26 protein-coding genes are annotated in these 24,758 nt (G+C 69.6%); 18 read left to right on the forward strand and 8 right to left on the reverse strand.

Annotated elements, in window-relative coordinates; genetic code table 11:
* Positions 1–21: 21 nt before the first annotated feature.
* The 3 genes from ectA to HCA44_RS14780 form a co-directional block, all read right to left on the reverse strand.
* Positions 22–534 (reverse strand): diaminobutyrate acetyltransferase, encoded by a 513-nt coding sequence (gene ectA, locus HCA44_RS14770; RefSeq protein WP_169649664.1) that lies wholly within the window; start codon positions 532–534, stop codon positions 22–24.
* A 165-nt stretch (positions 535–699) separates the two neighbouring features.
* Positions 700–2,796: a RecQ family ATP-dependent DNA helicase gene (locus HCA44_RS14775; RefSeq protein WP_169649666.1), complete on the reverse strand. Its 2,097-nt coding sequence runs from the start codon at positions 2,794–2,796 to the stop codon at positions 700–702.
* A gap of 46 nt (positions 2,797–2,842) precedes the next feature.
* Positions 2,843–3,484: a ScbR family autoregulator-binding transcription factor gene (locus HCA44_RS14780; protein ID WP_206038152.1), complete on the reverse strand. Its 642-nt coding sequence runs from the start codon at positions 3,482–3,484 to the stop codon at positions 2,843–2,845.
* 402 nt (positions 3,485–3,886) lie between these two features.
* Here HCA44_RS14780 and HCA44_RS14785 point away from each other — a divergent pair, with 402 nt between their 5' ends.
* The gene (locus tag HCA44_RS14785; RefSeq protein ID WP_169649668.1) at positions 3,887–4,213 is read left to right on the forward strand and encodes a hypothetical protein; all 327 of its coding nucleotides are present in this window, start codon (positions 3,887–3,889) and stop codon (positions 4,211–4,213) included.
* Positions 4,214–4,277: 64 nt separating this feature from the next.
* Here HCA44_RS14785 and HCA44_RS14790 read toward each other — a convergent pair whose 3' ends face one another.
* Both HCA44_RS14790 and HCA44_RS14795 read right to left on the reverse strand, forming a co-directional pair.
* On the reverse strand, positions 4,278–5,147 hold the full coding sequence (locus tag HCA44_RS14790; RefSeq protein ID WP_169649670.1) for a ribokinase: 870 nt from the start codon (positions 5,145–5,147) through the stop codon (positions 4,278–4,280).
* A gap of 103 nt (positions 5,148–5,250) precedes the next feature.
* Complete coding sequence (locus tag HCA44_RS14795; protein ID WP_169649672.1) at positions 5,251–6,759, reverse strand: MFS transporter; 1,509 nt, start codon at positions 6,757–6,759, stop codon at positions 5,251–5,253.
* 247 nt (positions 6,760–7,006) lie between these two features.
* Between HCA44_RS14795 and HCA44_RS14800 the strand changes: the two genes are divergently transcribed.
* The 11 genes from HCA44_RS14800 to holA all read left to right on the forward strand — a co-directional run bounded on the left by HCA44_RS14800 (position 7,007) and on the right by holA (position 17,898).
* Positions 7,007–8,308: a glutamate-5-semialdehyde dehydrogenase gene (locus HCA44_RS14800; protein ID WP_169649674.1), complete on the forward strand. Its 1,302-nt coding sequence runs from the start codon at positions 7,007–7,009 to the stop codon at positions 8,306–8,308.
* 57 nt (positions 8,309–8,365) lie between these two features.
* Positions 8,366–9,247, forward strand: a complete 882-nt coding sequence (locus HCA44_RS14805; protein ID WP_169649676.1) for a MoxR family ATPase — start codon at positions 8,366–8,368, stop codon at positions 9,245–9,247.
* A gap of 40 nt (positions 9,248–9,287) precedes the next feature.
* Positions 9,288–10,742, forward strand: coding sequence for a VWA domain-containing protein (locus HCA44_RS14810; RefSeq protein ID WP_169649678.1), 1,455 nt, complete (start codon positions 9,288–9,290; stop codon positions 10,740–10,742).
* A gap of 19 nt (positions 10,743–10,761) precedes the next feature.
* Positions 10,762–11,430 (forward strand): nicotinate-nucleotide adenylyltransferase, encoded by a 669-nt coding sequence (gene nadD / locus HCA44_RS14815; protein ID WP_169649680.1) that lies wholly within the window; start codon positions 10,762–10,764, stop codon positions 11,428–11,430.
* On the forward strand, positions 11,427–11,855 hold the full coding sequence (rsfS, locus tag HCA44_RS14820; protein ID WP_169649683.1) for a ribosome silencing factor: 429 nt from the start codon (positions 11,427–11,429) through the stop codon (positions 11,853–11,855). The genes nadD and rsfS overlap by 4 nt, the downstream gene beginning before the upstream one ends.
* Before the next feature lie 2 nt (positions 11,856–11,857).
* A complete protein-coding gene (locus tag HCA44_RS14825) occupies positions 11,858–12,502 on the forward strand; it encodes a histidine phosphatase family protein (RefSeq protein ID WP_169649772.1) in 645 nt (214 codons plus the stop codon).
* Positions 12,503–12,583: 81 nt separating this feature from the next.
* Positions 12,584–13,348: a diglucosylglycerate octanoyltransferase gene (gene octT, locus HCA44_RS14830; protein ID WP_169649685.1), complete on the forward strand. Its 765-nt coding sequence runs from the start codon at positions 12,584–12,586 to the stop codon at positions 13,346–13,348.
* 4 nt (positions 13,349–13,352) lie between these two features.
* The gene (locus tag HCA44_RS14835) at positions 13,353–14,183 is read left to right on the forward strand and encodes a DegV family protein (RefSeq protein WP_169649687.1); all 831 of its coding nucleotides are present in this window, start codon (positions 13,353–13,355) and stop codon (positions 14,181–14,183) included.
* 135 nt (positions 14,184–14,318) lie between these two features.
* Entirely contained in the window at positions 14,319–15,386 is a 1,068-nt protein-coding gene (locus HCA44_RS14840) for a ComEA family DNA-binding protein (RefSeq protein WP_169649689.1), read from the forward strand.
* Positions 15,383–16,954 (forward strand): ComEC/Rec2 family competence protein, encoded by a 1,572-nt coding sequence (locus HCA44_RS14845; RefSeq protein ID WP_169649691.1) that lies wholly within the window; start codon positions 15,383–15,385, stop codon positions 16,952–16,954. The genes HCA44_RS14840 and HCA44_RS14845 overlap by 4 nt, the downstream gene beginning before the upstream one ends.
* Complete coding sequence (gene holA, locus HCA44_RS14850; protein WP_169649693.1) at positions 16,951–17,898, forward strand: DNA polymerase III subunit delta; 948 nt, start codon at positions 16,951–16,953, stop codon at positions 17,896–17,898. The genes HCA44_RS14845 and holA overlap by 4 nt, the downstream gene beginning before the upstream one ends.
* 132 nt (positions 17,899–18,030) lie before the next feature.
* Here holA and rpsT read toward each other — a convergent pair whose 3' ends face one another.
* A complete protein-coding gene (gene rpsT / locus HCA44_RS14855; protein ID WP_169649695.1) occupies positions 18,031–18,291 on the reverse strand; it encodes a 30S ribosomal protein S20 in 261 nt (86 codons plus the stop codon).
* A 250-nt stretch (positions 18,292–18,541) separates the two neighbouring features.
* On the opposite strand from rpsT, the gene HCA44_RS14860 reads away from it, so the two are divergent.
* Together HCA44_RS14860 and HCA44_RS14865 are read left to right on the forward strand one after the other, a co-directional pair.
* Complete coding sequence (locus HCA44_RS14860) at positions 18,542–19,315, forward strand: aquaporin (RefSeq protein WP_169649697.1); 774 nt, start codon at positions 18,542–18,544, stop codon at positions 19,313–19,315.
* A 133-nt stretch (positions 19,316–19,448) separates the two neighbouring features.
* Positions 19,449–20,330 carry an SGNH/GDSL hydrolase family protein gene (locus HCA44_RS14865; protein ID WP_346764738.1) on the forward strand — a complete coding sequence of 294 codons (882 nt, stop codon included), beginning with the start codon at positions 19,449–19,451 and terminating at the stop codon, positions 20,328–20,330.
* 3 nt (positions 20,331–20,333) lie between these two features.
* Here the strand turns inward: HCA44_RS14865 and HCA44_RS14870 are convergent, their stop codons facing one another.
* Entirely contained in the window at positions 20,334–20,918 is a 585-nt protein-coding gene (locus tag HCA44_RS14870) for a type II toxin-antitoxin system PemK/MazF family toxin (RefSeq protein ID WP_169649699.1), read from the reverse strand.
* On the opposite strand from HCA44_RS14870, the gene lepA reads away from it, so the two are divergent.
* Both lepA and HCA44_RS14880 read left to right on the forward strand, forming a co-directional pair.
* Positions 20,917–22,929, forward strand: a complete 2,013-nt coding sequence (gene lepA / locus HCA44_RS14875; RefSeq protein ID WP_240945544.1) for a translation elongation factor 4 — start codon at positions 20,917–20,919, stop codon at positions 22,927–22,929. The two genes, HCA44_RS14870 and lepA, sit on opposite strands and share 2 nt — an antisense overlap.
* Before the next feature lie 39 nt (positions 22,930–22,968).
* Complete coding sequence (locus tag HCA44_RS14880; protein ID WP_169649701.1) at positions 22,969–23,892, forward strand: nitronate monooxygenase; 924 nt, start codon at positions 22,969–22,971, stop codon at positions 23,890–23,892.
* 17 nt (positions 23,893–23,909) lie between these two features.
* Here HCA44_RS14880 and HCA44_RS14885 read toward each other — a convergent pair whose 3' ends face one another.
* Entirely contained in the window at positions 23,910–24,134 is a 225-nt protein-coding gene (locus HCA44_RS14885) for a hypothetical protein (protein ID WP_169649497.1), read from the reverse strand.
* 85 nt (positions 24,135–24,219) lie between these two features.
* Between HCA44_RS14885 and HCA44_RS14890 the strand changes: the two genes are divergently transcribed.
* Both HCA44_RS14890 and HCA44_RS21270 read left to right on the forward strand, forming a co-directional pair.
* Positions 24,220–24,411, forward strand: coding sequence for a hypothetical protein (locus tag HCA44_RS14890; protein ID WP_169649703.1), 192 nt, complete (start codon positions 24,220–24,222; stop codon positions 24,409–24,411).
* Positions 24,412–24,560: 149 nt separating this feature from the next.
* Positions 24,561–24,650 (forward strand): Ms4533A family Cys-rich leader peptide, encoded by a 90-nt coding sequence (locus HCA44_RS21270; RefSeq protein WP_346764739.1) that lies wholly within the window; start codon positions 24,561–24,563, stop codon positions 24,648–24,650.
* Positions 24,651–24,758 lie beyond the last annotated feature (108 nt).

Genomic DNA, 24,758 nt, shown 5'->3' on the forward strand with positions numbered 1-24,758 from the left:
GTATTCCTCCGTGGGTGGGATTCACCCGATCGTGTACAGATCTTCTGCTTCGTGGCTGTCAGGAAAATCGTTGGGCGAGAACAGCTCTTGTTTCGTGATCGACGTATTCCGATCGCGTGCGACACCGGTGAACAGGGCGATGGACGCCGTGTTGTCGGGGCTGATCGTGGTTTCGAGTCGGTCGACCCCTTCCGGCGCAAGGCGATCGAGCAGTGCATGGAGCATGCGTCCTGCGATGCGCTTGCCGCGCTGGTCGGCGTCGACGGCAACCTGCCACACCATCACGGTGTTCGGCGCGTCCTGACGCCGGTACCCGGTGACGAATCCGACCGGGCGATCGTCGACTGTCGCGACGATCGAGGTAGTCGCGAAATCGCGACACCACAACACGTATGCGTAGCTCGAGTTGAGGTCGAGTACGTCGGTGTTCTTGGCGATCTCCCAGAGCCGGACTCCGTCAGCGATCTGTGGACAACGAAACAACACCGCGTCCGGCGCGGTGGTCGGGATCGTGCTTTCTTTTCCTGGCCTCATCGGAAACTCGAACGTAACAAGCATCCCGGCCGATTTCATGAGGCCACCCGAAATCGGACACCGGAACCCCGGGAGCGCCCCAGGTGAGACGGTGTTTGTGAGGCCCGTCACAATCACGTAACGTGACGCGACTTTTCGGCGACGATGCGGTGCATCGCGGGCGCCTCACCGGACGGCGGCGAGGGCGAACGGCAGGACGCCGTCCGCGCCCGCGCGGCGGAGCTCGCGCGCAACGGTCGTGAAGGTCCACCCGGTGTCCGTGACGGCATCCACGACGAGCACTGTCCCCTCGGTGGGCGCAGGGGGCTCGAACGCGCCGACCAGACCCGCGACACGGAAGGCCGAGTTGGCGGCGGTGACCGGCGGATGCTCCGGATTGCGGCGAAGAACTCCCAGGTCACGTAGTCGACCGACCTCCGCAAGCCGCTGTGCGAGAGTCGCGGTGAGTACGGGATGAGTGGGGGAGTCGAGGGCGAGAACCGAATCGGGACGTCGGTGCCAGTCCCATGCCGCGAGCACGTCGATGCACGCGCGCACGAGGCCGTCGGGGACCGGCGCGTCCGGTGCATCGAGGACGTCGCGCAGGCGTCGACCCCACCCGAGGTCGGTGAGCCGGCCCAGCGCGCGGCCCGGCTGCGGGCCGTCGGTGATCTTGCCGGACAGCTCGACCCCCAGCTTGGCCAGGCCCGTCGGCCACTGCTTGCGGGGCGCGAGGAGCACTCCTGGGCGTTCGAGGCGGGCACGGGTGCGCTCGAGTTCGGTGGCGTCGACGTCGGTGGGGTGGTGGTCGCCGGTGCAGTTGTCGCAGCGACCGCAACCCACCGCGCTGTCCGCGGGCAGCTCCGGGTCGTCGAGTTGCTCGCGCAGGAAGCGCATGCGGCAGGTGGTCAGGTCCGCATACGACAGCATCGCCTGCTGTTCGGCCGCGCGGGCGGCGTCCAGGCGCCCGTACCGTTCCTCGTCGTATGTCCACGGTGCGCCCGTGCCGAGCCAGCCGCCGCGCACACGCCTCGCCGCGCCGTCGACGTCGAGCACCTTGAGGACCATCTCCAGGCGATTGCGGTTGAGGTCGACGAGCGGTTCGAGGGCGGCCGTCGACTGCGGTGCGTCGGTGCGCAGCGCATCCAGCACGCGGCGCACGACGGGCTCCGGTGGGAACGCGACGGACGCGAAGTACTCCCAGATGCGGCGGTCCTCCGGACCCGGAAGCAACACGACTTCGGCGTGCTCGGTGGCGCGGCCCGCACGGCCGACCTGCTGGTAGTAGGAGATCGGCGACGACGGCGCCCCGATGTGGACGACGAAGCCGAGATCGGGCTTGTCGAAGCCCATACCGAGCGCCGACGTCGCGACGAGTGCCTTGACCTCGTTGTCGAGTAGTGCGCGTTCGAGCGTCTCGCGTTCGGCAGTGTCGGTGCGGCCGGTGTAGGCGGCTACCCGGTGGCCGGACGCGGACAGCAGGTCGGCGAGGTCTTCGGCGGCCGACACGGTGAGCGTGTAGACGATGCCGGAGCCGGGGAGCTCGCCGAGATGCTGCGCGAGCCACGCGGTGCGGGCGGCGGGATCGGGGATGCGGACAACCGACAGGTGCAGCGACTCGCGTTCGAGGCCGCCGCGCAACACCACGGTGCGACTGTCGTCGGAGCCGACGCCGAGCTGAGCCGACACATCGGCGACGACACGGTCGTTGGCGGTGGCCGTCGTCGCGAGAACGGGCACGTCGTCGCCGAGGTCGGCCAGCAGCGTGCGGATGCGCCGGTAGTCGGGACGGAAGTCGTGACCCCAGTCCGACACGCAGTGCGCCTCGTCCACGACCACCATGCCTGCCCCCGACGCGAGCGACGGCAGGACGTTGTCGCGGAAATCGGGATTGTTGAGTCGTTCGGGGCTCACCAGCAGCACGTCGACGTCTCCCGCCGCGACCGCCTGCGTGATCGCATCCCACTCGGTGACATTGCCCGAGTTGACCGTGGCCGCGCGAACCCCCGCGCGTGCCGCCGACTCCACCTGGTTGCGCATCAGTGCCAGCAGCGGCGACACGATGACGGTCGGGCCGTAGCCGGCGTTGCGCAGGAGTTTCGCGGCGACGAAGTACACGGCCGATTTGCCCCAACCGGTGCGTTGCACCACGAGCGCGCGCCGACGCTGGACCACGAGTGCTTCGATCGCGGTCCACTGATCCTCGCGCAGCCGTGCGTGCTCGCCGGCGAGCTGCCGCAGGAGGGCTTCGGCGTGTGTTCGCAGGTCGGTGTCGGTGATCATCGATCCATCCTGCCGGACGCCGCCGACACTGTCGTGCCGGAGCGGGTCAGCGCTCGACGGGGCGCCAGCGAGCCGCGCGGATCGCGGGAAGCTTGTGGCGTCGGGCGGGCGGCATGAGCCCCGGCAGCACGATCTGCCACATCTCGTCCAGACGCTGCTCGAGGTCGGTGCGCTGGGTGAGCACATTGGAGACGAGTTGCACACCGGTGTACGCCCCGATGACGAACCGACCGAGCATCGGGGGCGAGACGGTGGGCAGGAGATCGCCCTCGTCGATCGCCCGCAGCGTGAGGATCTCGCAGCTCGATATCCAGTCCAGATACGGCTCGGCCGGGCCGACCGTGGCGCTGAGCTCGAGGGTGAGGCGGATGCCCGCGCGGACGATCGCGTCCTCGACCATCTGGCGGCCCATCTCGTGACACAGCATCACGATCTGCTCGAGCGCGGACGAGTCGGTGGCGGCGATCGCGTCGACCGAGGCGATCGAGATCGCGTGCTGCTCGGCGACCACGACCTGAGCCAGCTCGTCCTTGGACCGGAAGTGGAAGTAGAGGGCTCCCTTGGTGATTCCGGCGCGGGTCACGATCTCACCGAGGCTCGCGCCGTCGTAGCCGGTCTGCTCGAAGACCGCGGCGGCGCTGCGGATGATCTCTGCCCGGGTCTCGATCGCGCGAGCCTGCTGCGCCAACGCTTCGTCCTTCCTCGAGAGCCGTGTGCTCTCGAAAGACACGGTCGAAACCCGCCCCGCCGGGTGCCTCCGCACTCTCTGCGCCGGCTGTCTGCGACGGCCACCGCACTCTCTGCGAGAAGGTACCAAAGCGCACTCTGGCCTGCCGTCGAGCACCCGATGGCGGGCAATCGCAGCGGATCGCGAGTCGCGTCCGGTTCGGTCGAGTGGTCTAATGGGCCCCGCACTCGCAGCGAGTCCGCTGGTCCGGCCCCGCCGGCCACGGTGTGCCCGCGCGTCTTCGCGAACGGAAGGGAATCTTGTGACCGTGTACCCGACCTGTGCCTGCAGCAACCGGACCTACGTCGGCGCCCGCGTCGAGGCTCCACCGAATGAGGAAGGACGGACCGGGGCGAGCGCGCGGTGAGTACCACGGTCGCGCTCGTGATACTCGGTATCTCGACCGCGGCGGCGGTGATCCACATCTGGAGCGTTCCGCTGGACCGTCCCTTCGCCCGGTACCTGCCGTGGCGACGCAGAGCCCCCGAGTCGCCGGTGGCGCAGGTGGCGGAATCGATGGACGTCGGCGAACTCGAAGCGACCATCAGAAGCCTCGCGATACGCGAATCAGAACTCCGAGGTGCGGGCGATGTCGAGGGTGCCCGCGCACTCGGCCGTGATCGGTTCGCGTGCATCGCGCAGCTGCGCACGCGCTGCGCGGCCGATCTGGCTTCGTCGGGTCGCGACTGATCGATTCGACACACCGGGCGGTGCCGACACGGCACCGCCCGGTGCCGTGTCGGCACCGGGTTCGTCAGTCGCGTGTGGCGGCCGCGAGGGCCGCGTCGACGGCCGCCGCATCGGGCGCCGTCGACGCCCCGAGAGCAGTGGTGGCCAATGCGCCCGCGGCACACGCGAATTCGAGGGTGTCGGGCCGTCGTTGCCAGGTTGCCGCGAGTGCGCCTGCGAACGCGTCCCCGGCGCCGGTGGTATCGACCACGTCCACCTGCGGCGGTCTCACCGTGCGGCCGGTCCCGTCGCGCAGCCGTACGTGCGCGCCGCGACCTCCCCGAGTGGTCACCACCGCCGGTGTGTCGGCGAGCGGGTGCGCGAGCGCGGCCGCTTCGGTTTCGTTCACCACCGCGACGTCGACGAGGTCGAGCAGTTCCCGGGGCAGGGCGGCGACCGGTGAGGGATTGAGCATGACGACGGTGCCGTGCGCGCGTGCCACGCGCGCCGCCTCGAGCACGGTGGGGATGGGGATCTCCAGCTGGCACAGCAGGATGTCGGCACGTGCGATCGCGTCGCGTTCGGAATCCGTGAGCGCGACGAGGGAGTGATTGGCGCCCGGCGCGACGACGATGCTGTTCTGGCCGTCCGTGTCCACGGTGATCACCGCGACGCCGCTCGGACCGGGCGCAGTGCGGATCGTGTCTCCCGAGACTCCGGCGTGTACGAGGTGCTCGCGCAGCGAGTCGCCGAAGGCGTCGGTGCCCACCGCACCGACGAACGACACGATCGCACCTGCCCGCGCGGCGGCCACGGCCTGGTTGGCTCCCTTGCCGCCGGGCCCGGTCGCGAAGTCTGTGCCCAGCACGGTTTCTCCGGGTTGCGGCAGGTGAGGCGTGCGCACGCGCACGTCCATGTTGACGCTGCCGACGACCGTCACACGCGCGGGATCCACTCCTCGAGCCTAGTGCCCCGGAACGCTCGATCTCACTGTGCGTACTCTGCGAGTCCAGGCACGCCGAGAACGCTCACGGGGTCGTTCACGCTCACGGGGTCGGTCAGCTGGTGCGGGTCGTGTCGTCGGATGCGTCGTCGTGGCCGGTTGCCGTGTCGGCCGAGTTCCGGGCAGGCGTGCCGGGAGACTCACGGTGTTCGAGGATGATCCGACGTGCCTCGCCCTCGGTCTCGACGGCAGGTGGCGAGCCTTCGAGCGGGCGTCGTGCGGTCTCGTTGATCAGGAGCACCGCGATGCCGCCGACCACGGACGCGACCATCATGTACGCGGGCGCCACGAGCTTGCTGTCCGTCGCGCTCTCGAGCGCGGTGAGCACCAGGGGAGTGGTGCCACCGAAGACCGACACGGCGATGTTGTATCCGATTGCGAGCCCGCCGTAGCGGATGCCCGTGGCGAACAGGGCGGGCAGCACCGACGGGAACACGCCGACGAACAGCAGCAGGAGCCCGCCGAGGATCGCCAGCCCCAGGAAGACGGTGATGTAGCTGCCGACGCCGATCAGCAGGTAGGCCGGCATCGACAGGAGGAAGAAGCCGGCGAAGCCGATCAGCAGCAGCGGCTTGCGGCCGACACCGTCGGACAGTCGGCCCACGAAGGTGATGCCGCCCATCATCACGAGCATCACGACGATCATCAGGATCAGTCCGTGCGACTCGTCGTAGCCGAGCGTGTCGTTGAGATAGGTGGGCATGTAGCTCAGCAGTCCGTAGTGCGCGATGTTGTACGTCGCGACCAGCAGGATGCACAGGATCAGCGGGCGCCAGTTCTGGATCAGCGTGCGGTGCAGCTTGGTGCCGGCCGATTCGGCTGTGCGCGAGCGCTCCTCGGCCTTCTCGAGCTGCTGGAAAGCCGGCGTCTCCTCGAGTCGCAGTCGCAGGTACAGGCCGATCAGGCCCAGCGGACCTGCGATGAGGAACGGGATGCGCCACGCCCAGTCGACGACCGTCTCCTCGCTCGCCACCGCCTGGATCAGCGTCACGATGCCCGCCGCGGCGGCATAGCCTGCGAGCGTGCCGAATTCCAGGAAGCTCGCGAAGAATCCGCGACGCTTGTCGGGCGCGTACTCGGCGACGAAGGTGCTCGCGCCGCCGTACTCACCGCCCGTGGAGAAGCCCTGGATCAGTCGGAAGACGACCAGCAGGATCGGCGCGGCGATGCCGATCGAGCCGTAACTGGGCACGAGGCCGATTGCGAACGTGCTGCCCGCCATCATGATGATCGTGGTCGCGAGGACCTTCTTGCGGCCGATGCGGTCGCCCAAGGGGCCGAAGAACAGCCCGCCGAGTGGACGGACGATGAACGCCGCAGCGAAGATCGCGAACGTCGACAGCAACTGGGCGGTGCCGCTGGCGTCGGGGAAGAAGACCTTGCCGATCGTCGTCGCAAGATACGCGTAGACGCCGAAGTCGAACCACTCCATGGCGTTGCCGAGCATCGTCGCCTTGACGGCCCGCTTGACCGATGACGAGTCGGTCAGCGTCACGTCGGGCGACGCCTCGATGTCGGCGGCGGTGACCGTCTCGTCGCGCGGAGTGTCGTGAGGTGAAGTCATGTGAGTGCGCCCCTCAGCGCAGGTGCCGTCACCCCGGGGCACGTACCGGATGCACGCATCTTCTCGTTTCCCGTGTGGCGGCCGATGCCGGAAGTCCGGCGGCGACCGACGCTAACAGACATTGGTTGGTGCGTCGGATCGCCGGACCGGAGAAACCGGTCGCTTGGTCCGTTATGCCCGATTCGCTCGCCCGCGCCCGTACGGGCTGCGGTAGGCCCGTGATGTGCAGGGCCGATAGGCTGGAGGCATGAGTGTTGTCTCGACGTCTCAGGACTCACCGGCCACAGAGGGAGCCGGAGCTTCCGACCGCGACCTGCGTGGCGAGGTGCACGACGCGGCTCGGCGTGCACGCACCGCATCGCGCGTCCTCGCGCAACTCACGACGGCCGACAAGAACGCCGCACTGCATGCGGCTGCCGACGCGCTGCTCGCGGCAACCGACGACCTCGTCGCCGCCAACGACCTGGACATCGAGTCCGCGCGGGCCACGGGCACCGAGGACTCGCTGCTCGACCGGTTGCGCCTCACGCCTGCACGCGTCGACGGCATCGCGTCGGGTTTGCGTCAGGTCGCGGGGCTCGTCGATCCGATCGGCGAGGTCACGCAGGGCCGCACGCTGCCCAACGGACTCGAGCTCCGCCAGGTGCGGGTGCCGCTCGGTGTCCTCGGCATGGTGTACGAGGCCCGCCCCAATGTCACCGTCGACGCCTTCGGCCTCGCGCTCAAGTCGGGCAATGCGGCGCTGCTGCGCGGCTCGTCGTCCGCGGCCCGCTCGAACGCCGCGCTCGTGGACGTGCTGCGGTCGACCCTCGCGGCGCAGGGGTTGCCCGCGGATGCCGTGCAGCTGTTGCCGAGCGACGACCGCGCAACCGTCACGCATCTGATTCAGGCGCGGGGCCTGGTCGACGTCGTCATTCCGCGGGGCGGCGCGGGGCTGATCGAGACCGTCGTGCGCAATGCGACCGTTCCGACCATCGAAACCGGCGTCGGCAATGTGCACGTCTACGTGCACTCGGCGGCCGACCTCGAGATGGCCGAACGCATCCTGATCAACGCCAAGACCCGGCGGCCGAGCGTGTGCAACACCGCCGAGACCGTCCTCGTCGACGCTGCCATCGCGGATACGGCCGTGCCCAAGTTGCTCGCAGCGCTGCAGGCACAGAGCGTCGTCGTGCACGGCACTCTGCCCGGGTTGGTGCCCGCCACCGAGTCGGATTGGACCGACGAGTACCTCACACTCGACATCGCGCTCGACGTCGTCGACGATCTCGACGCCGCGGTGGCGCACATCGACAGGTACGGCACGGGCCACACCGAGGCGATCGTCACCGCCGATCTCGCGGCGGCGCGCGAGTTCACCAGCCGTGTCGACGCGGCGGCCGTCATGGTCAACGCGTCCACCGCGTTCACCGACGGCGAGCAGTTCGGTTTCGGCGCCGAGATCGGCATCTCGACGCAGAAACTGCACGCGCGGGGACCCATGGGGCTCCCCGAGCTCACGTCGACCAAATGGATCGTGTGGGGAGACGGGCACACGCGTCCGGCCTGATCGATCCGCCCACGCGGCTGCCGTCCGGGCAGCCGGCCGACAAGACGAGGAGGTCCTGTGGACCGCGCCCTTCCGACCACTCCGCCGGTATTCGAATCGGTCGACGATGTCGTCGAAAAGCTCGGCAGCACCGGGTATCTCGCGGACAAGGCCACCGCGACCGCGGTCTATCTCGCGGACCGGCTCGGCAAGCCGCTGCTGATCGAGGGGCCCGCGGGTGTCGGCAAGACCGAACTCTCCCGCGCCGTCGCGCAGGTCGGTGGGGCCGAACTGGTCCGGCTGCAGTGCTACGAGGGCGTCGACGAGGCGCGCGCGCTGTACGAGTGGAACCACGCGAAGCAGATCCTCCGGATCCAGGCGGCCACCGACCACTCGTGGGACGCGACGAAAGCAGACGTCTTCTCGGAGGAGTTCCTGTTGTCGCGGCCGCTGCTCACCGCGATCCGCCGCGACGATCCCACGGTGCTTCTCGTCGACGAGGTCGACAAGGCCGACGTCGAGATCGAGGGACTGCTGCTCGAGGTGCTCAGCGACTTCGCCGTCACCGTGCCCGAACTCGGCACGATCGAGGCCACGCGCAGGCCGTTCACCGTGCTCACGTCGAACGCGACGCGCGAGCTGTCCGAGGCGCTCAAACGTCGCTGCCTGTTCCTGCACCTGGACTTCCCGGACGCGGACCTCGAGCGGCGAATCCTCGCGAGCCGCGTGCCCGAGCTGCCCGAGGCCGTCGCCGAACAACTCGTCCGCACCATCCGCGTGCTGCGGAGCATGCAGCTCAAGAAGGTGCCGTCCGTCGCCGAGACCATCGACTGGGGGCGTACGCTGCTCGCGCTCGGCCTCGACACGCTCGACGACGACGCGGTGCGCGCGACGCTCGGGGTGATCCTCAAGCACCGTTCCGATCACGAGCGCGCCTCGGCGGAACTGCGCCTGAACTGAACCAGCCCGGGCAGGATCGGCGCATCGAAAGGAGTCGCGTATGTCCACCGGTACACCGCCCGTCCGGCCCGGACTGCGGCCGTCGCCGCACGGTCTGCCGGGCAGGCTCGTCGAGTTCGTCGAAGCGCTGCGCAGGCGCGGCATCGCGGTCGGGCCGTCCGAGACGGTCGACGCGGGAAACGTGATGGCGGTGCTCGATCTGCTCGACCGGGACGCGCTGCGCGAGGGGCTCGCGTGCGCGTTGCTGCGCCGTTCGACCCACCGCGCGGCGTTCGACGCGCTGTTCGATCTGTGGTTCCCCCGCGCGGTCGGCACCGGCAGCGGAAGCGAGGACGGCGATCATCTGCCGCGCCGCGAGGGCGGGTCCGTCGACCTCGACGCACTGCGTGCGTTGCTGGCCGAACTCCTCCTCGAGGACAGCGACGAGGCCCGCGAGATGCTCGACACGCTCACCACGGACATGGTCGAGGAACTCGGGCGATACGACTCGTCCAACGGCCCGTCGTACTCGGCGTACCAGGCATTGCGCGAGGTGTCGCCGGACGCGGTGCTCGACAAGATCCTCGAGGGTCTGCTCGGTCCACGTCAGTCGGACGGTACCGACAAGTGGAGCGGAAACTACGAGTCCGAGGTTGCCAAACGTGCTGCGGCGCAGGCGATCGCGGACTTCCGTACCCGCATCGAGCAGGAGACCCGCAGGCGCACCGCCGAGCGACTCGGACGCGAACGTGTCGCGAACTACGCGGTACCCAAGCTCGCCGAGGAAGTCGACCTGCTGCGCGCCACCGACTCCGAACTCACGGAGCTGCGCAGGCGCGTCGCCCCGCTCGCACGGGTGCTCGCGAGCCGGCTCGCGGCCCGACGCCGCCGCGCCCGGGCAGGCTCGATCGACCTGCGCAAGACACTGCGCGCGTCGATGTCCACGGGTGGCGTCCCCATCGATCTCGTCAACCGCAAGCCGCGCCGCGCGCGGCCCGAACTCGTCGTGCTGTGCGACGTGTCCGGCTCCGTCGCCGGCTTCAGCCACTTCACGCTGCTGCTCGTGCACGCGCTGCGCGAACAGTTCTCGCGGGTGCGGGTGTTCGCATTCGTCGACACCACCGACGAGGTCACCCGCTTCTTCGACGTCGGTGCCGATCTCGGCGACGCGATGTCGCGCATGATCCGCGAGGCGGATCTGATCTCGTACGACGGGCACTCGGACTACGGCAACGCGTTCGGCACCTTCGTCGAACGGTTCGGGCACGCCGTCACCTCGCGCAGTTCGGTACTCGTCCTGGGCGACGGTCGGACCAACTTCCGTGATCCCGACGTCGCCTCGCTCGCGTCTGTGGTCTCCGTCGCGCGGCACGCGCACTGGCTCAACCCCGAACCGAAGGGCCAGTGGGGGCTCGGCGACTCGGCCGCCGACGTCTACGGCGAGGTGATCAGGATGCACGAGTGCCGCTCCGCCGAGCAGCTCGCGGCGGTGGTGGCCGGGCTGCTGCCGGTGTGAGCACGTAAGCTCGACACTCGTGGAACAGCGAGCAGACACCCGGCGCCGCCGCCTCGGCGTCATGGGCGGCACGTTCGACCCCGTGCACCATGGCCACCTCGTGGCTGCCAGCGAGGTCGCCGACCGGTTCTCGCTCGACGAGGTCGTCTTCGTCCCTACCGGCAGGCCGTGGCAGAAGGATGCGCAGGACGTCAGTGCCGCCGAGGACCGGTATCTCATGACGGTGATCGCGACGGCGTCGAACCCGCGTTTCTCGGTCAGCCGTGTCGACGTGGATCGCGGCAAGATCACCTACACCGTCGACACGCTCCGCGACCTCCGCGACACGCATCCCGACGCCGACCTGTTCTTCATCACCGGCGCGGACGCGCTCGCGAGCATCCTGTCCTGGCAGAACTGGGAAGAACTGTTCTCGCTCGCACGATTCGTCGGCGTCTCCCGCCCCGGTTTCGATCTGGACACCGAGCACCTCGCCGGTCATCTCGACCGGCTGCCGCCGGACGCGGTCACGCTCATCGAGATCCCGGCGCTCGCGATCTCGTCCACCGAATGCAGGCGCCGCGCCCGTGAACACCGGCCGGTGTGGTACCTCGTGCCCGACGGCGTCGTGCAGTACATCTCGAAACGCAACCTCTACCGCGTCGCTGCCGACGCCACCGCCCCGACAATTCAGGAGATCGACGAGTGACTGCAACGCCCGAAGCCATCGAGATGGCGCGCATCGCGGCCCTGGCGGCCGACGAGAAACTGGCCGACGACGTCCTCGTGCTCGACGTGTCGGACCAGCTGGTCATCACCGACGTCTTCGTCATCGCGTCGGCGTCCAACGAACGACAGGTCAACGCCGTCGTCGAGAACATCGAGGACCGGCTCCGCGAGGCCGGGCACAAGCCCGTGCGGCGCGAGGGCACCCGCGAAGGGCGTTGGGCGCTGCTCGACTTCGTCGACGTCGTCGTCCACGTGCAGCACGAGGACGAGCGCAACTTCTACGCTCTCGACCGGTTGTGGAAGGACTGCCCGCAGGTGCCCGTCGAGGGTCTCGGCGAGCACCGCGAGCAACTGGACGCGGCCGAGCACCGCGAGCAGGACAGTGACACCGGCGAGCAGCCGTGACCGTGTCCGTCCGCAGACTGGTTCTGCTCCGGCACGGACAGACCGAGTACAACGCCGACAACCGGATGCAGGGCCAACTCGACACCGAACTGTCTCCGCTCGGGCGTGACCAGGCCAAGTCCGTCGCGACGGTCCTCGCCGAGCGCGCGCCGCTGCGTGTGGTGTCGTCCGACCTGAGTCGAGCGGCCGACACGGCCCGCGCGCTCGGCGAGGCGGCCGGTCTTGCGGTCGCCACCGACGAGCGGTTGCGCGAAACGCATCTGGGGGAGTGGCAGGGGCTCACGCACGTCGACGTCGATGCGCGCTGGCCCGGGGCACGCGTCGACTGGCGCGCGGATGCGACCGCTGCGCCGCCCGGCGGCGAGAGCCGGCTCGACGCCGCTCGCCGCAGCCGCGCGGTGATCGACGAACTCGTCCGTGAGGAATCCGAGTGGGGTGAGCGTCCGATCGTCGTCGTCGCGCACGGCGGCGTCATCGCCGCACTCACGGCGTCGCTGCTGGGGTTGGCGGTACCGAACTGGCCGGTGCTCGGCGGGCTCGGCAACACCAGCTGGGCTCAGCTCAGCGCGCACGACACGGACGCCGAGCTGCAGTGGCGGCTCGACGTGTGGAACGCCTCGGCGAAGGTCGCAGGCGATGTCCTCTGAGCGGAGCGAACGATGTCCTCTGAGCGGAGCGAACGATGTCACCTGAGCTGAGCGAACGAAGTCTTGTGAGCGGAGCGGAACATGTCCTCTGAAGCTGTCGACGCCGTGACACCGGACCCGAAGCCCGTGCTGCTGGTGCTTGCGGATTCGCTCGCGTACTACGGGCCGAAGGGGGGTCTGCCTGCGGATCACCCACTCATCTGGCCGTCGCTCGTGGCGCGTGAGTTGGGGTGGGACGTCGAGTTGATCGCCCGCATCGGGTGGACCAGCCGCGACCTGTACTGGGCACTGATCCAGGATCCCCGCGCCTGGGCCGCGGTGCCGCGCGCGGGTGCGGTGGTCTTCGCCACCGGGGGCATGGACTCGCTGCCGTCGCCGTTGCCGACCGCGCTGCGCGAACAGATTCGTTACGTCCGGCCACCGAAGCTGCGCCGGATCGTGCGCGACGCCTACGGTTGGATCCAGCCGAAGCTGTCTCCGTTGGGCTGGCCGGTCGCGTTGCCGCCGCGTGTGAGCGTCGACTATCTCGAAAAGGCAAGGGCGGCACTCGCATACATGCGACCGGAGCTTCCGGTCATCGGCACGTTGCCGTCGGTGCACTGCAGTGACGCCTACGCGAAGGTGCATTCCGGGCGCGACGGCGCGGTCGCGGCCGTGCGGGCGTGGGCTGAGGGGCATCGCGTGCCGCTCGTCGATCTCGGCGACGCGGTGCGGGAGAACGTGATGTCCGGTGCGGGCAATCCGGACGGAATCCACTGGGGCTTCCCGGCACACGAGCGCGTCGCCGCCGCGATGGTCGCCACCGTCACCGCGGCACAGGGTCGCCGGGCAGCCGAAGCGGTGTGAGCCGATGGCGGTAGTTCTGGTCACCGACTCGTCCGCGTCGATTCCTCCGGCGACGGCGCACGAACTCGGCATCCACGTCGCGCCACTGCATGTGCTGGTCGGCGACCGGGACTTGCGCGACGGCATCGACGACATTCCCTCCGATCTGTCGTCCGCGACCACGTCGGGGGCCGCGCCGGGCGAACTCGAAGAGGTGTACGGGCGCGCGCTCGAGGCGAGTGGCGGCGACGGTGTGCTCGCGGTACATCTGTCGCGTCAGCTGTCGGGTACGTGGAAGGCAGGAACCGTCGCGGCCGATGCGTTCGCGGGCCAGGTGCGGCTCGTCGATTCGCGTGCGGTGGCGCTCGGTCTCGGGTTTCCGGTGGTGGCCGCGGCCCGCGCGGCGCGCGCAGGCATGGGTATCGACGACCTGTTCGACCGCACCGTCGCACATCTCACCGAGAGTCGAGTCTTCGTCACCGTCGATCGTCTCGACCAGCTGCGCCGCGGTGGCCGGATCGGTACTGCCGCAGCGCTTCTGGGCACGGCACTGTCGATGAAGCCGGTTCTGCATCTCGACGACGGGCGGCTGCAGTTGCTCGAGAAGACCCGCACGTCGACCAAGGCGCTCGCGAAGATGATCGACCGGGTGGTGGCGGCGGTGCACGAGCGGCCGGTGTCCCTCGCGGTACAGCACGTGCTGGGCGACGAGCATGCCGATTTCGTCGCGGACGAGCTGCGTACGCGCGTCGGCACAGCCGTCGACCTCGTGGTGTGCGACATCGGTGCGGTACTCGCCGCGCATGTCGGCGCAGGCGCGGTGGGCGTCGCGGTGTCGCCCGAGCCCACCGACTGATCTTGCCCGGCGCGTCCTGATTCGCCTGCGCGACGTGCAGTACCGGCATTCCACAGGCTGCCTGTTGTCCCCAGGTCTGCTGCACGTGAGTCGTAAGCGGCCGATGCGGCGGAGGTGCCGAACTACCGTGCGCTCATGGGGAGGAACGACGAACGCGAACGCGCGGTCGAGCGCATCGGCGCGGGGCGGAGGGCTTCGGCGCGGCCGTCCGGAACTGTCACGGTAGTGCGGGAATCGGACGGGGACGACACCTCGACAGCGGTGCTGCGCCTCGACGACACGGCGGTGGGGAGCCCCGACGCCGCGTGGCCACCGTCCGCCGCACCCGGCGGCCGCGAGTGGACGGGTCGCCGTCCGGAGTGGCTCGCCGACGTCGGGCAGGGCGAAGTCGGTCGGGGAGCGGGCGAGTCGGGCAGCACCCACGATGACGGCCGGTACCGTGACGATCCGTACCGCGACGCCGTATTTCTCGACGACGACATCGACGAGGGTAGTCGCTCTCGGGCGTGGCTGCCCGAGCGTTGGCGAGGCGCGCGCATCGACGCGGGCCGCGGCGGGGCCGTCGCACTCATCGCAGTCGCGCTGGTGGCCGCGGTGGTCGCGTACGTCACGGTGTGGCGGGACACGCCTTCGGTGCACAGCGTTCCACCGCTTTCCGTCGTCTCGTCCGCCGAGCCTGCCCCGGACGACGCGGCGCCGACGGTGACGGACGGGACGGGGGAGGGCGGGTCGGCGGGCGAGGTGCGCGGCGAGGTGGTGGTGAGTGTCGTGGGCCTCGTGCACCGTCCCGGGCTCGTGCGGCTCCCACCCGGGTCGAGGGTCGCGGATGCCCTCGCGGCCGCCGGCGGCACCCTGCCCGACGCGGACACCGTGTCCCTGAACATGGCGCAACGCCTCGGCGACGGCGAACAGGTGGTGGTCGGCTCGAGTGCCGACGCGCGTCCGCCGGTCAGCGCCGTGGCAGGCGCGACCGGTCCGGGTGCGGCAGCCGTACCCGGAGGTGCGGGCGCGGGGCTCGTCGATCTCAACACGGCGGACGAGACGGCGCTCGACGCGTTGCCGGGAGTCGGCCCCGTCACCGCCGCCGCGATCGTCGCGTGGCGCACCGCGCACGGCCGGTTCACCGACGTCGGCCAGCTCGCCGAGGTCGACGGCATCGGCCCGGCGCGACTGGCGAAGCTGCGTCCGCTCGTGACGGTGTGACGCCCGGTAGGGAGAACCGGTCCGCGGCAGTTGGTTTCCGCGGTTCGCTCGACGACGGCCCACTGGATCTGCGACTCGTGCCGTTTGCCGGTGCGGCATGGGCGACGACGGCGGCGGTGCTGGTGTGGGGAACGTCCGCTGCGGTCGCGGTGGTGTCCGTTGCGGTCGCGATGTCGGCGCTCGCGGCTGCGTGGCCGACGCGCGGGGCTTCCTGGTCGACGTCGCGCGTGCGCGTTGCGGTGTTCGCGGCGGCGTTGTTCACCGGTGCCGTCGCCGCCGCGGCGGGCGTGCGCGTGCACGCGGCCGACAGCCATCCGCTCACCGACTGGGCGGCACACGCGCGCACCGTCGTGAGTGTCGAGGTCGAAGTGGCGGACGATCCGCGCGCACTGCGAGGCGGCGCGCTGGTATCGCTTCCGGCGCGTCTGGTGTCGGCGCATTCGAGCACGACGACGATCGACGGTACGGGCGCGGTACGCGTATCGGCCCGCGGAGCTGGATGGCTCGCGCTCACGCCCGGCGAGCGGATCCGATTCGATGCGACCGTCGCCGCGCCCCGCGACCGCGATCTGACCGTCGTCTCGCTGTCGGCGCACGAGTCCTTCACCCGCGTCGCGCCGCCGCCCCGCCACCAGCAGTGGGCGAGCGCGCTGCGTGCGCGCTTCGCCGCGGCATGTCACGAGGGGTTGCCGCCGGACCCCGCGGGCTTGTTGCCCGGCCTCGTCGTCGGTGACCGCTCGGCGCAGACCCCGCGCGTGCAGGACAACTTTCGTGCGGCCGGGCTCACTCATCTCACGGCGGTGTCCGGAGCGAACGTCAGCATCGTGCTCGGCGCGGTCCTGCTCGTCGTACGGGCGGTGGGTATCGGCCCGCGGACCGGCGCCGTGCTCGCGGGCGTGGCGCTCGTCGCGTTCGTGGTGGTCGCCCGGCCGTCGCCGAGTGTCGTGCGTGCTGCCGCGATGGGTGCGGTCGCGCTGCTCGCGCTCGTCGTCGGCCGCCGCAGGCAGGCGCTGCCCGCGCTCGGTGCCGCGGTGATCGCGTCGACGCTCTGGTCGCCGCCGCTGACTCTCGACATCGGCTTCGCATTGTCGGTAGCGGCGACGGCCGCACTGATCGTCGTCGTCCCGGTCTGGGTGGACGGTTTGCGCGGGCGTGGCTGGCCACGCACGCTCGCGGAGGCCGTCGCGGTCACGACTGCGGCGTTCGTCGTCACCGCGCCGATTCTTGCCGCGGCGACCGGCACCGTGAGCGTCGTGTCGATCCTCGCGAACCTCCTGGTGGCCCCGGTCGTGGGGCCCGTGACGGTGGTCGGTGCGCTGGCGGTGGTCACCTCTGGCGTATCCGTCGGGGCCGCCACGGTTTTCGTCCAGGTCGTCCGCTGGCCGCTCGAGTGGATTCTCATGGTCGCCGAACGCTGCGCCCTCGTACCCGGGGCCGAATGGGATGTGGGTGCGGCGCCGCTGCTCGTCGTGGCAGGAGCGGCGACCGCGCTGCTCGTCGCCCGCCGGGTACGGCGGTCACGGCGTCGGGCCGACCCGTCGGGGCAGCGTGGGAGGATGAGCACGTGAGCACATCCGAACAGCTGCATCTGGTGCTGGGCGACGAGGAACTGCTGATCGAGCGGGCTGTGGCACGTGCGGTCTCGGGGGTCGGGTCGGGTGACGTGCCGGTCACGCGGATGCGCGCGGGCGACGCCGTGCCGAGTGAAATCGCTGAGTTGCTGAGCCCGTCACTGTTCGCCGAGGACCGGGTGGTCGTGCTCGAAGCGGCGGGTGAGGCAGGCAAGGACTCCGTGGCGCTCGTGCTCGACGCCGCGAAGTCGTTGCCGGACGGCATCGTGCTGGTCGTGGTGCATTCGGGTGGCGGCCGGGCGAAGGCGATGGCCGGGCAGCTCGAGAAGCTGGGTGCCACGGTGCACCGGTGCGCCAAGCTCAAGACGGGCGAGCACGCGACGTTCGTGCGCCGCGAGTTCGCCGAGCAGGGCGTCAAGGTGTCGGGCGATGTCGCGAACACTCTCGTCGAGTCCGTCGGCACCAGCCTGCGCGAACTCGCCGCCGCGGTGTCGCAGCTCGTCGCCGACACGGGCGGCCGCGTCGACGCGACGGCGGTGTCGCGGTACTACTCGGGCCGCGCCGAGGTCAGTGGGTTCGACGTCGCCGATCGCGCCGTCGCGGGCGATCTCGTGGGTGCCGTCGAAGCGCTGCGCTGGGCGACGATCCGCGGGGTACCGCACGTGTTGCTCGCCGACGCACTGGCCGACGCGGTGCATTCGATCGCGCGCGTCGCCCCCGCCGGACGCGGCGACCCGTTCCGTCTCGCACCGAGCCTCGGCATGGCCCCGTTCAAGGTCAAGAAGGCACAGGCCGTGACTCGCCACTGGACACCCGCGAGCGTCGGCTCGGCGCTCGAGATCGTCGCGACTCTCAACGCCGACGTCAAGGGCGGTGCCGCGGATCCGGACTTCGCGGTCGAACATGCTGTGCGGGCGGTCGCGCAGCTGTGCGGGCGCTGAGCGCCTGACCGGATCCGGACGAGAGGTCTGCACACCGAACTCAGGGAGCGGACACGACGAAACCCGCTCCACGTGCGCGGAGCGGGTTTCGGAGAGCTTCGGCTTACGAGATCGAGTGCGATCCGGTGAGCGTCAGAGCTTGCCGGCGGCCTGGGCGAGCGCCGACTTCTTGTTGGCTGCCTGGTTCTTGTGGATGACGCCCTTGCTGGCTGCCTTGTCGAGCTTGCGGCTGGTGGAGACGAGGAGCGCGTTGGCCTTTTCCTTGTCACCGGCCGCCGCAGCCTCGCGGAACGAACGGATCGCCGTGCGCAGCGAGGACTTGACCGACTGATTGCGCAGTCGAGCCGCCTCGTTGGTACGGATCCGCTTCACCTGGGACTTGATGTTGGCCACGCGTAGATTTCCTGTCGTCTCGAACGTGTGTCCGGCCCGAAGTGGACAAGGCCGGACGTCTGTGTGAAAGCTCTGGGTGTAAAGCCGTGGGCGTCGCGGACGCGATGTCCACGCACCGACAGATGAGAATACCAGCGATCGACCTCGCGGTTCAAACGGGTGCCCGCGAAGTCGCCATGACGAGCACCGCTCCCGCGTAGAGTCCCACGCACGACGATCAGGTTACTCACTCTCGACGAAGGCGGGTTGTATGTCGACTGCGCAGGAAATCGAAGAAGTCGAAGTCATCTCCGATCCCAAGAAGTTCGCTGCGGAAGCCCTCGGCACGTTCGTGCTCGTCTTCATGGCGGTGGGCACCGCGGTGTTCGCGGGAGCCAAGGTCGGCAATGTGGGCGTCGCGCTCGCATTCGGCCTCACTTTGCTGTTCCTCGTGTACGCCATCGGGCCGATCTCCGGTTCACACGTCAATCCCGCGGTCACCCTCGGCTTCGTGGTCACCCGCCGCATCCCCGTCGCCACGGCGGTGGGGTACTGGATCGCGCAGGTGATCGGCGGTCTCGTGGCAGGTGTCGTCATCTTCGCCATCGCGCAGTCGTTGCCGTCGTACGACCGGCAGATGGACGGGCTCGGTGCCAACGGGTGGGGCGAGCACAGCCCGTCCGCGATCAAGGGGCCGCTCGGTGGCGTGCTCGAGAACGGTTACGGCATCGGTGCCGCGATGGCGGTCGAGATCATCCTCACGGCACTGCTGGTGTTCGTCGTCCTCGCGGCCACGGACCGCATCTCCGACATCCCGCAAGCTGGCCTCGCCATCGGCTTCACGCTCGCGGTCATCCACCTGCTCGCGATCCCGATCGACAACACGTCGGTCAACCCGGCACGCAGCCTCGGTGTCGCCTTCTATCAGGACGGCGCACTGGCCCAGGTGTGGCTGTTCATCGTGTTCCCGCTGATCGGCGGCGCGCTGGGTGCGATCGTGTACCGCACGCTGTTCGGCCGCTATGGGTCGCAGATCACCGTCTGAGCGCAGGTCGGCGCGAGACGCGGTCTCCGACCGCTCGGTTGCGCCTGCGTCGGCCCGTTACGGCATGATCCTTCTCGCGCGTCGCCGACCGGCGACGCGCGAGAAGTCTTCACCGTGACACCAGGGGGTCCGAGTGTTTCGTCGGCGTATCGCCGCGGCCGTGGCCGCGGCCTGCTCGTTCTTCGCCGTCGCGTCCGCCGCGCCGGCGCACGCCGAGCCCGGCGACACGGCCGGGCCGACTTACGTCGCGCTCGGCGACTCGCGGGCCTCGGGTCCGCTCATCGCGGCCGGCGATCACCGCGACACATGTCTGCGCTCGTCGAGTGTGAACTACCCGGCCAAGCTCGCGTCGGAGCTCGGGGCATCCTCTCTCGTCGACGTCACGTGCTCGGCAGCCAAGCCGGCCCACGTGCTCGACACCCCGCAGTTCGTCGGCACGGGTTTCGCGCCGCCGCAGATCGAGGCACTGGCGCCCGACACCGACCTCGTCACGCTGAGCATCGGTGGCGGCGGATCGAATCACCTGCCGGTCTCGGTGCGCTGCGCCGCGCCCGTGCCGGGTGCCGACCTGCGCTGCCGCGACAATCCGGATGCGGAGCGGCTCGCCGTCGAGGGCATCGAGAAGATGGCCCGCGAGGTCGACGAGGTCGTCGGTGCGATCGTGGCGAAGGCGCCGCACGCCCAGGTCTACCTCGTCTCCCACGGCGGCACGGTCGGCGACCGCGCGTGCTGGCCGATCCTGCCGGTGTCCGACGGCGACGCGCCGTGGCTGCGCGAATACTTCGACCGGTTCAACGACATCTACGTCCGTGCGGCCGCGAAGTACGGCGTCCACTACATCGACATCGCGACGGCCGCCGTCGAGGGTGGGCACGATGCATGCGCCGACACCGGCGACCGGTGGTTCGAGGGGATCATTCCGCGGTCGCCTGCCGAGCCGTCGCACCCGAACGAACTGGGCATGGCCGCGATCGCCGACATGATCGCCCGCGACTACGCGGGCCGCGGCGAGTGAAGGTCAGCGCCAGCTGAAGTCGCGCCGAAGCCGTTGCGCGACGCTCTCGAAGGTGGTGCGGTCGACGATCGCGCCCTCGCGGCGAATGCCGTCCTCGGGCACGTCCAGCACGCGGTCGAGCCGCACCCAGCTGGGTCGGCCCGCGCCGTCCCACGGCCCCGACCCGATGCCGACCCAGTCGCGGTCGCCGTCGTGCTTGTGCTGCGACGACAGCATGAGCCCGAGCAGGGTCGGGCCGTCGCGTCCGACCACGAGCACGGGCCGGTCCTTGCCCTGACTCGGGTCCTCCTCGTAGGCGACCCACGTCCACACGATCTCGCCGGGGTCGGCGCGGCCGTCGAGATCGGGGGAGTACGACACCGCGCGGGCGCGGTGCGCAGTGGGCGCGGACGTCGAGGCGACAGGCCTGCCGGCAGGCACCGCCGAGTCGGTGCGCGGCGAGCCGAGCGAGCCGAGCGCACGCCGCACGGGCTCGGACTTCTGTAGCTGTTCGGCCAGGCGCGGCCCGTGCTCGCGCGCGAGCCGCAGGCCCTGATCACGCGCCGCACGACCGAGGGTCTTCCCGAGTGCACTCCACCTGCTCGCCATGAGCGCCGAGTCTAACGACGACCGGCGGACCGGGGCATCGCCGTCGCGGTCGGATGTCCCCGCGTGCGAGCGGTTGGATATCCTGGCAACCGGTCCGCATCTCGCGGCGCGCGGTGCATCCCGGCCGTGTCCGAACCAGGTCAGGAGTCTTCCGATCAGCAGCTTCGCCGACAAGACGTTCACGGATCCGTCGAAGATCCGTAACTTCTGCATCATCGCCCACATCGACCACGGCAAGTCGACGCTGGCCGATCGGATGTTGCAGCTCACGGGCGTGGTCGAGGAACGGCAGATGCGGGCGCAGTACCTCGATCGCATGGACATCGAGCGCGAACGCGGCATCACGATCAAGGCGCAGAACGTGCGTTTGCCGTGGAAGGTCGGCGGCGCCGACGGCGACGGCGACGAGTTCGTGATGCACCTGATCGACACGCCGGGCCACGTCGACTTCACGTACGAGGTGTCGCGCGCGCTCGAAGCGTGCGAGGGCGCCGTGCTGCTCGTCGACGCCGCGCAGGGCATCGAGGCCCAGACCCTCGCGAACCTGTACCTGGCCTTGGACAAGGACCTCACGATCATCCCGGTCCTGAACAAGATCGACCTGCCCGCCGCGGATCCGGACCGCTACGCGGCCGAGATCGCGCACATCATCGGCTGCGAACCGGAGGACGTGCTGCGCGTATCCGGTAAGACGGGCGAAGGCGTGCAGGAACTGCTCGACGAGGTCGTGCGGCAGGTGCCGCCGCCCGTCGGAGACGCCGACGCCCCTGCGCGCGCGATGATCTTCGACTCGGTCTACGACACCTACCGCGGCGTCGTCACCTACGTCCGTGTCGTCGACGGCCGGATCATGCCCCGCGAGAAGATCAAGATGATGTCCACCGGGACCACGCACGAACTGCTCGAGGTCGGCATCGTGTCGCCCGAGCCGAAGGCGTCGCAGGGGCTGGGAGTGGGCGAGGTCGGGTACCTCATCACCGGCGTGAAGGACGTGCGCCAGTCGAAGGTCGGCGACACCGTCACGACCGCGCGTGGCGGCGCCGACGAACCGCTCACCGGCTACCGCGAACCGCGTCCGATGGTGTACTCCGGCCTCTACCCGGTCGACGGCTCGGACTACCCGGATCTGCGCGAAGCGCTCGACAAGCTCCAACTCAACGACGCGGCCCTCACCTACGAACCCGAGACGTCGGTGGCGCTGGGGTTCGGCTTCCGGTGCGGCTTCCTCGGGCTGCTGCACATGGAGATCACGCGCGAACGCCTGCAACGGGAGTTCGGCCTCGACCTCATCTCGACGTCACCGAATGTGGTGTACCGGGTGATCGAGGAGGGTGGCGCCGAGCGTCAGGTGACGAACCCGTCGGACTGGCCCGAGGGCAAGTCGCGTGAGATCTACGAGCCGATCGTCAAGGTCACGATCATCGCGCCGAGCGAGTTCATCGGCGCCATCATGGAGCTGTGTCAGTCGCGGCGCGGCGAACTCGGCGGCATGGACTATCTGTCCGAGACCCGCGTCGAGCTGCGATACACGCTGCCGCTCGCCGAGATCATCTTCGACTTCTTCGACTCGCTCAAATCCCGCACGCGCGGCTACGCGAGCCTCGACTACGAGGAGGCAGGCGAACAGCTCGCCGATCTCGTGAAGGTCGACATCCTGTTGCAGGGCGAACCGGTCGACGCGTTCAGCGCGATCGTCCACAAGGACGCCGCCTCCGCGTACGGCAACAAGATGACGACGAAGCTCAAAGAGCTCATCCCGCGTCAGCAGTTCGAGGTCCCGGTACAGGCCGCGATCGGGTCGAAGATCATCGCGCGCGAGAACATCCGCGCCATCCGCAAGGACGTCCTCGCGAAGTGCTACGGCGGCGACATCTCGCGTAAGCGCAAGCTGCTCGAGAAGCAGAAGGAAGGCAAGAAGCGGATGAAGACGATCGGACGCGTCGACGTGCCGCAGGAGGCATTCGTCGCCGCGCTCTCGTCCGATGCGGGGGGCGACAAGCCGAAGAAGTGACGTACCGAGACGCGCAGTCGGCGACAACAGGGAGACTCGATGATCGAGACGTGGCTCACGCGTGAGCTCGGACTGGAAGTGCCGATCCTCGGCGCCCCGATGGGTGGCCGTGCCGGCGGCCGGCTCGCGGCGGAGGTCACCAAGGCGGGTGGGCTCGGCATGCTCGGCGCCGCCGGTTACGCGACGCCCGAATGGATCGAGACCGAGTCGGCGGTCGCGAAGTCGGCAGGCGATTTCGGTGCAGGCTTCATGGTGTGGTCACTCGACCAGGACGACACCGCGCTGGATCTCGTGCTCGCACAGTCACCGCGCATCGTGTCGCTGTCGTTCGGCGATCCCGCACTGTACGTGCGGCGCGTGCACGAGGCGGGCGCGCTCGTCGCGAGCCAGATCAACGACCTCGACGATCTCGCCGTCGTCGAGGCGGCGGGCGTCGACATCGTGATCGCGCAGGGCGCCGAGGCGGGTGGTCACACCGGACACGTCGCGACGCTTCCCCTGCTGCAGGAAGTGTTGGACGCGACGACACGCCCTGTGCTCGCGGCGGGCGGCATCGGTACCGGTCGTGGCCTCGCCGCGGTGCTCGCGGCAGGCGCACAGGGTGCCCTGGTGGGTACGGCCCTGCTCGCCAGCCCGGAAACCGTGGGGCCCGAGTACGCGCGCGGCAAACTCGTCGCCGCGCGCAGCACCGACACGGTGTACACGTCGGTGTTCGACCGAGCCCGCAACATCGCGTGGCCGCAGCGTTGGGGTGGACGTGCGCTCGCGAACGACTTCTCCCGCCGTTGGCACGGTGCTCAGTCGTTCGACGGCATCGAGGCCGACTACGACGGCAGCGACTCGGACCTCGGCGTCGTGTACGCAGGACAGATCGCCGGGACGGTCACCGCGGAGCGCCCGGTCGCCGACGTCGTCCGCGCCCTCGCGAGCGACGCCGAGGCGCTGCTGCGCAGGTTCGCCTGACGAGAGCCGGTGCCCGGTCAGTCGGCCGCGTCGGAGATGCCGAGCATCGACAACAACATGCGGCAGTCGTCGGTGTCCGTCGAGTGCAGCGCGACCACACGTTGAGCCTTGCGGACCTGGTCCGTGTCGAGTTCCACGTCGGCGGCGTCGATTCCGTCGCCGTCCACCGCCGGGGGCGTCCCGGCGGCTCCGTTGCCGCTCGGGTCGGCGGCGTGCGAATCGGTGTGTCCGGTGCCGGTCATGCGCGTCCCCTTTCCCCGCTGGAAAGCCCATTCTGCGATACCCGCGACGGCGAGCGACGGGAAACGGCCGATAGAGTGTGGACCCGTGGATCGCATCGCTGGCTGGTGGGACGGCGCCGAACTCTGGATCGCCGGTCTCCCGTTCGTGCCGCAGGTCGCGCTCGTGCTCGTGGTCGCGGTTCCGGTGTGCTGGGGTGTCGCGTCGGGTCTCGACCGCGCGCTCGCAGCCATGTTCGTCCTGCTCCGGCGGGACCCCGATGACGCTGAGGAGAACTGATGCCGCGCTCGCGTGTGACGCTCGCACTCGTCGCACTCATCGTGCTGGTCGTCGTCGCCTGGCTGTTGACTCGCTGACGCTCCTGTGTCGATGACTCGCTGACGCTCCTGTGCGGAATCGCGTGTCGGCGCTCTGTTAGAGTCCACCGCGTGTCCGAAGCCGTCGTTCCACAGGTCAGCCACCAATTGGCGCTGATCGCCGTGGGCACGCGCTCGGTCGCCGACATCGACTGTTGTTGATCACCGCGCGCTTTCCGGTCCCGCGCCCACGCGTCCGCCTTTCCCGAGGTGTCGATGCATCTTCGGGCGGTCGGAGCGCGATGCACAGCCCGGCCGAGGTTCCTTTTC

Origin of the sequence: Rhodococcus sp. HNM0569 (assembly GCF_012726205.1) — a bacterium.
Taxonomy (GTDB): Bacteria; Actinomycetota; Actinomycetes; order Mycobacteriales; family Mycobacteriaceae; genus Rhodococcus_F.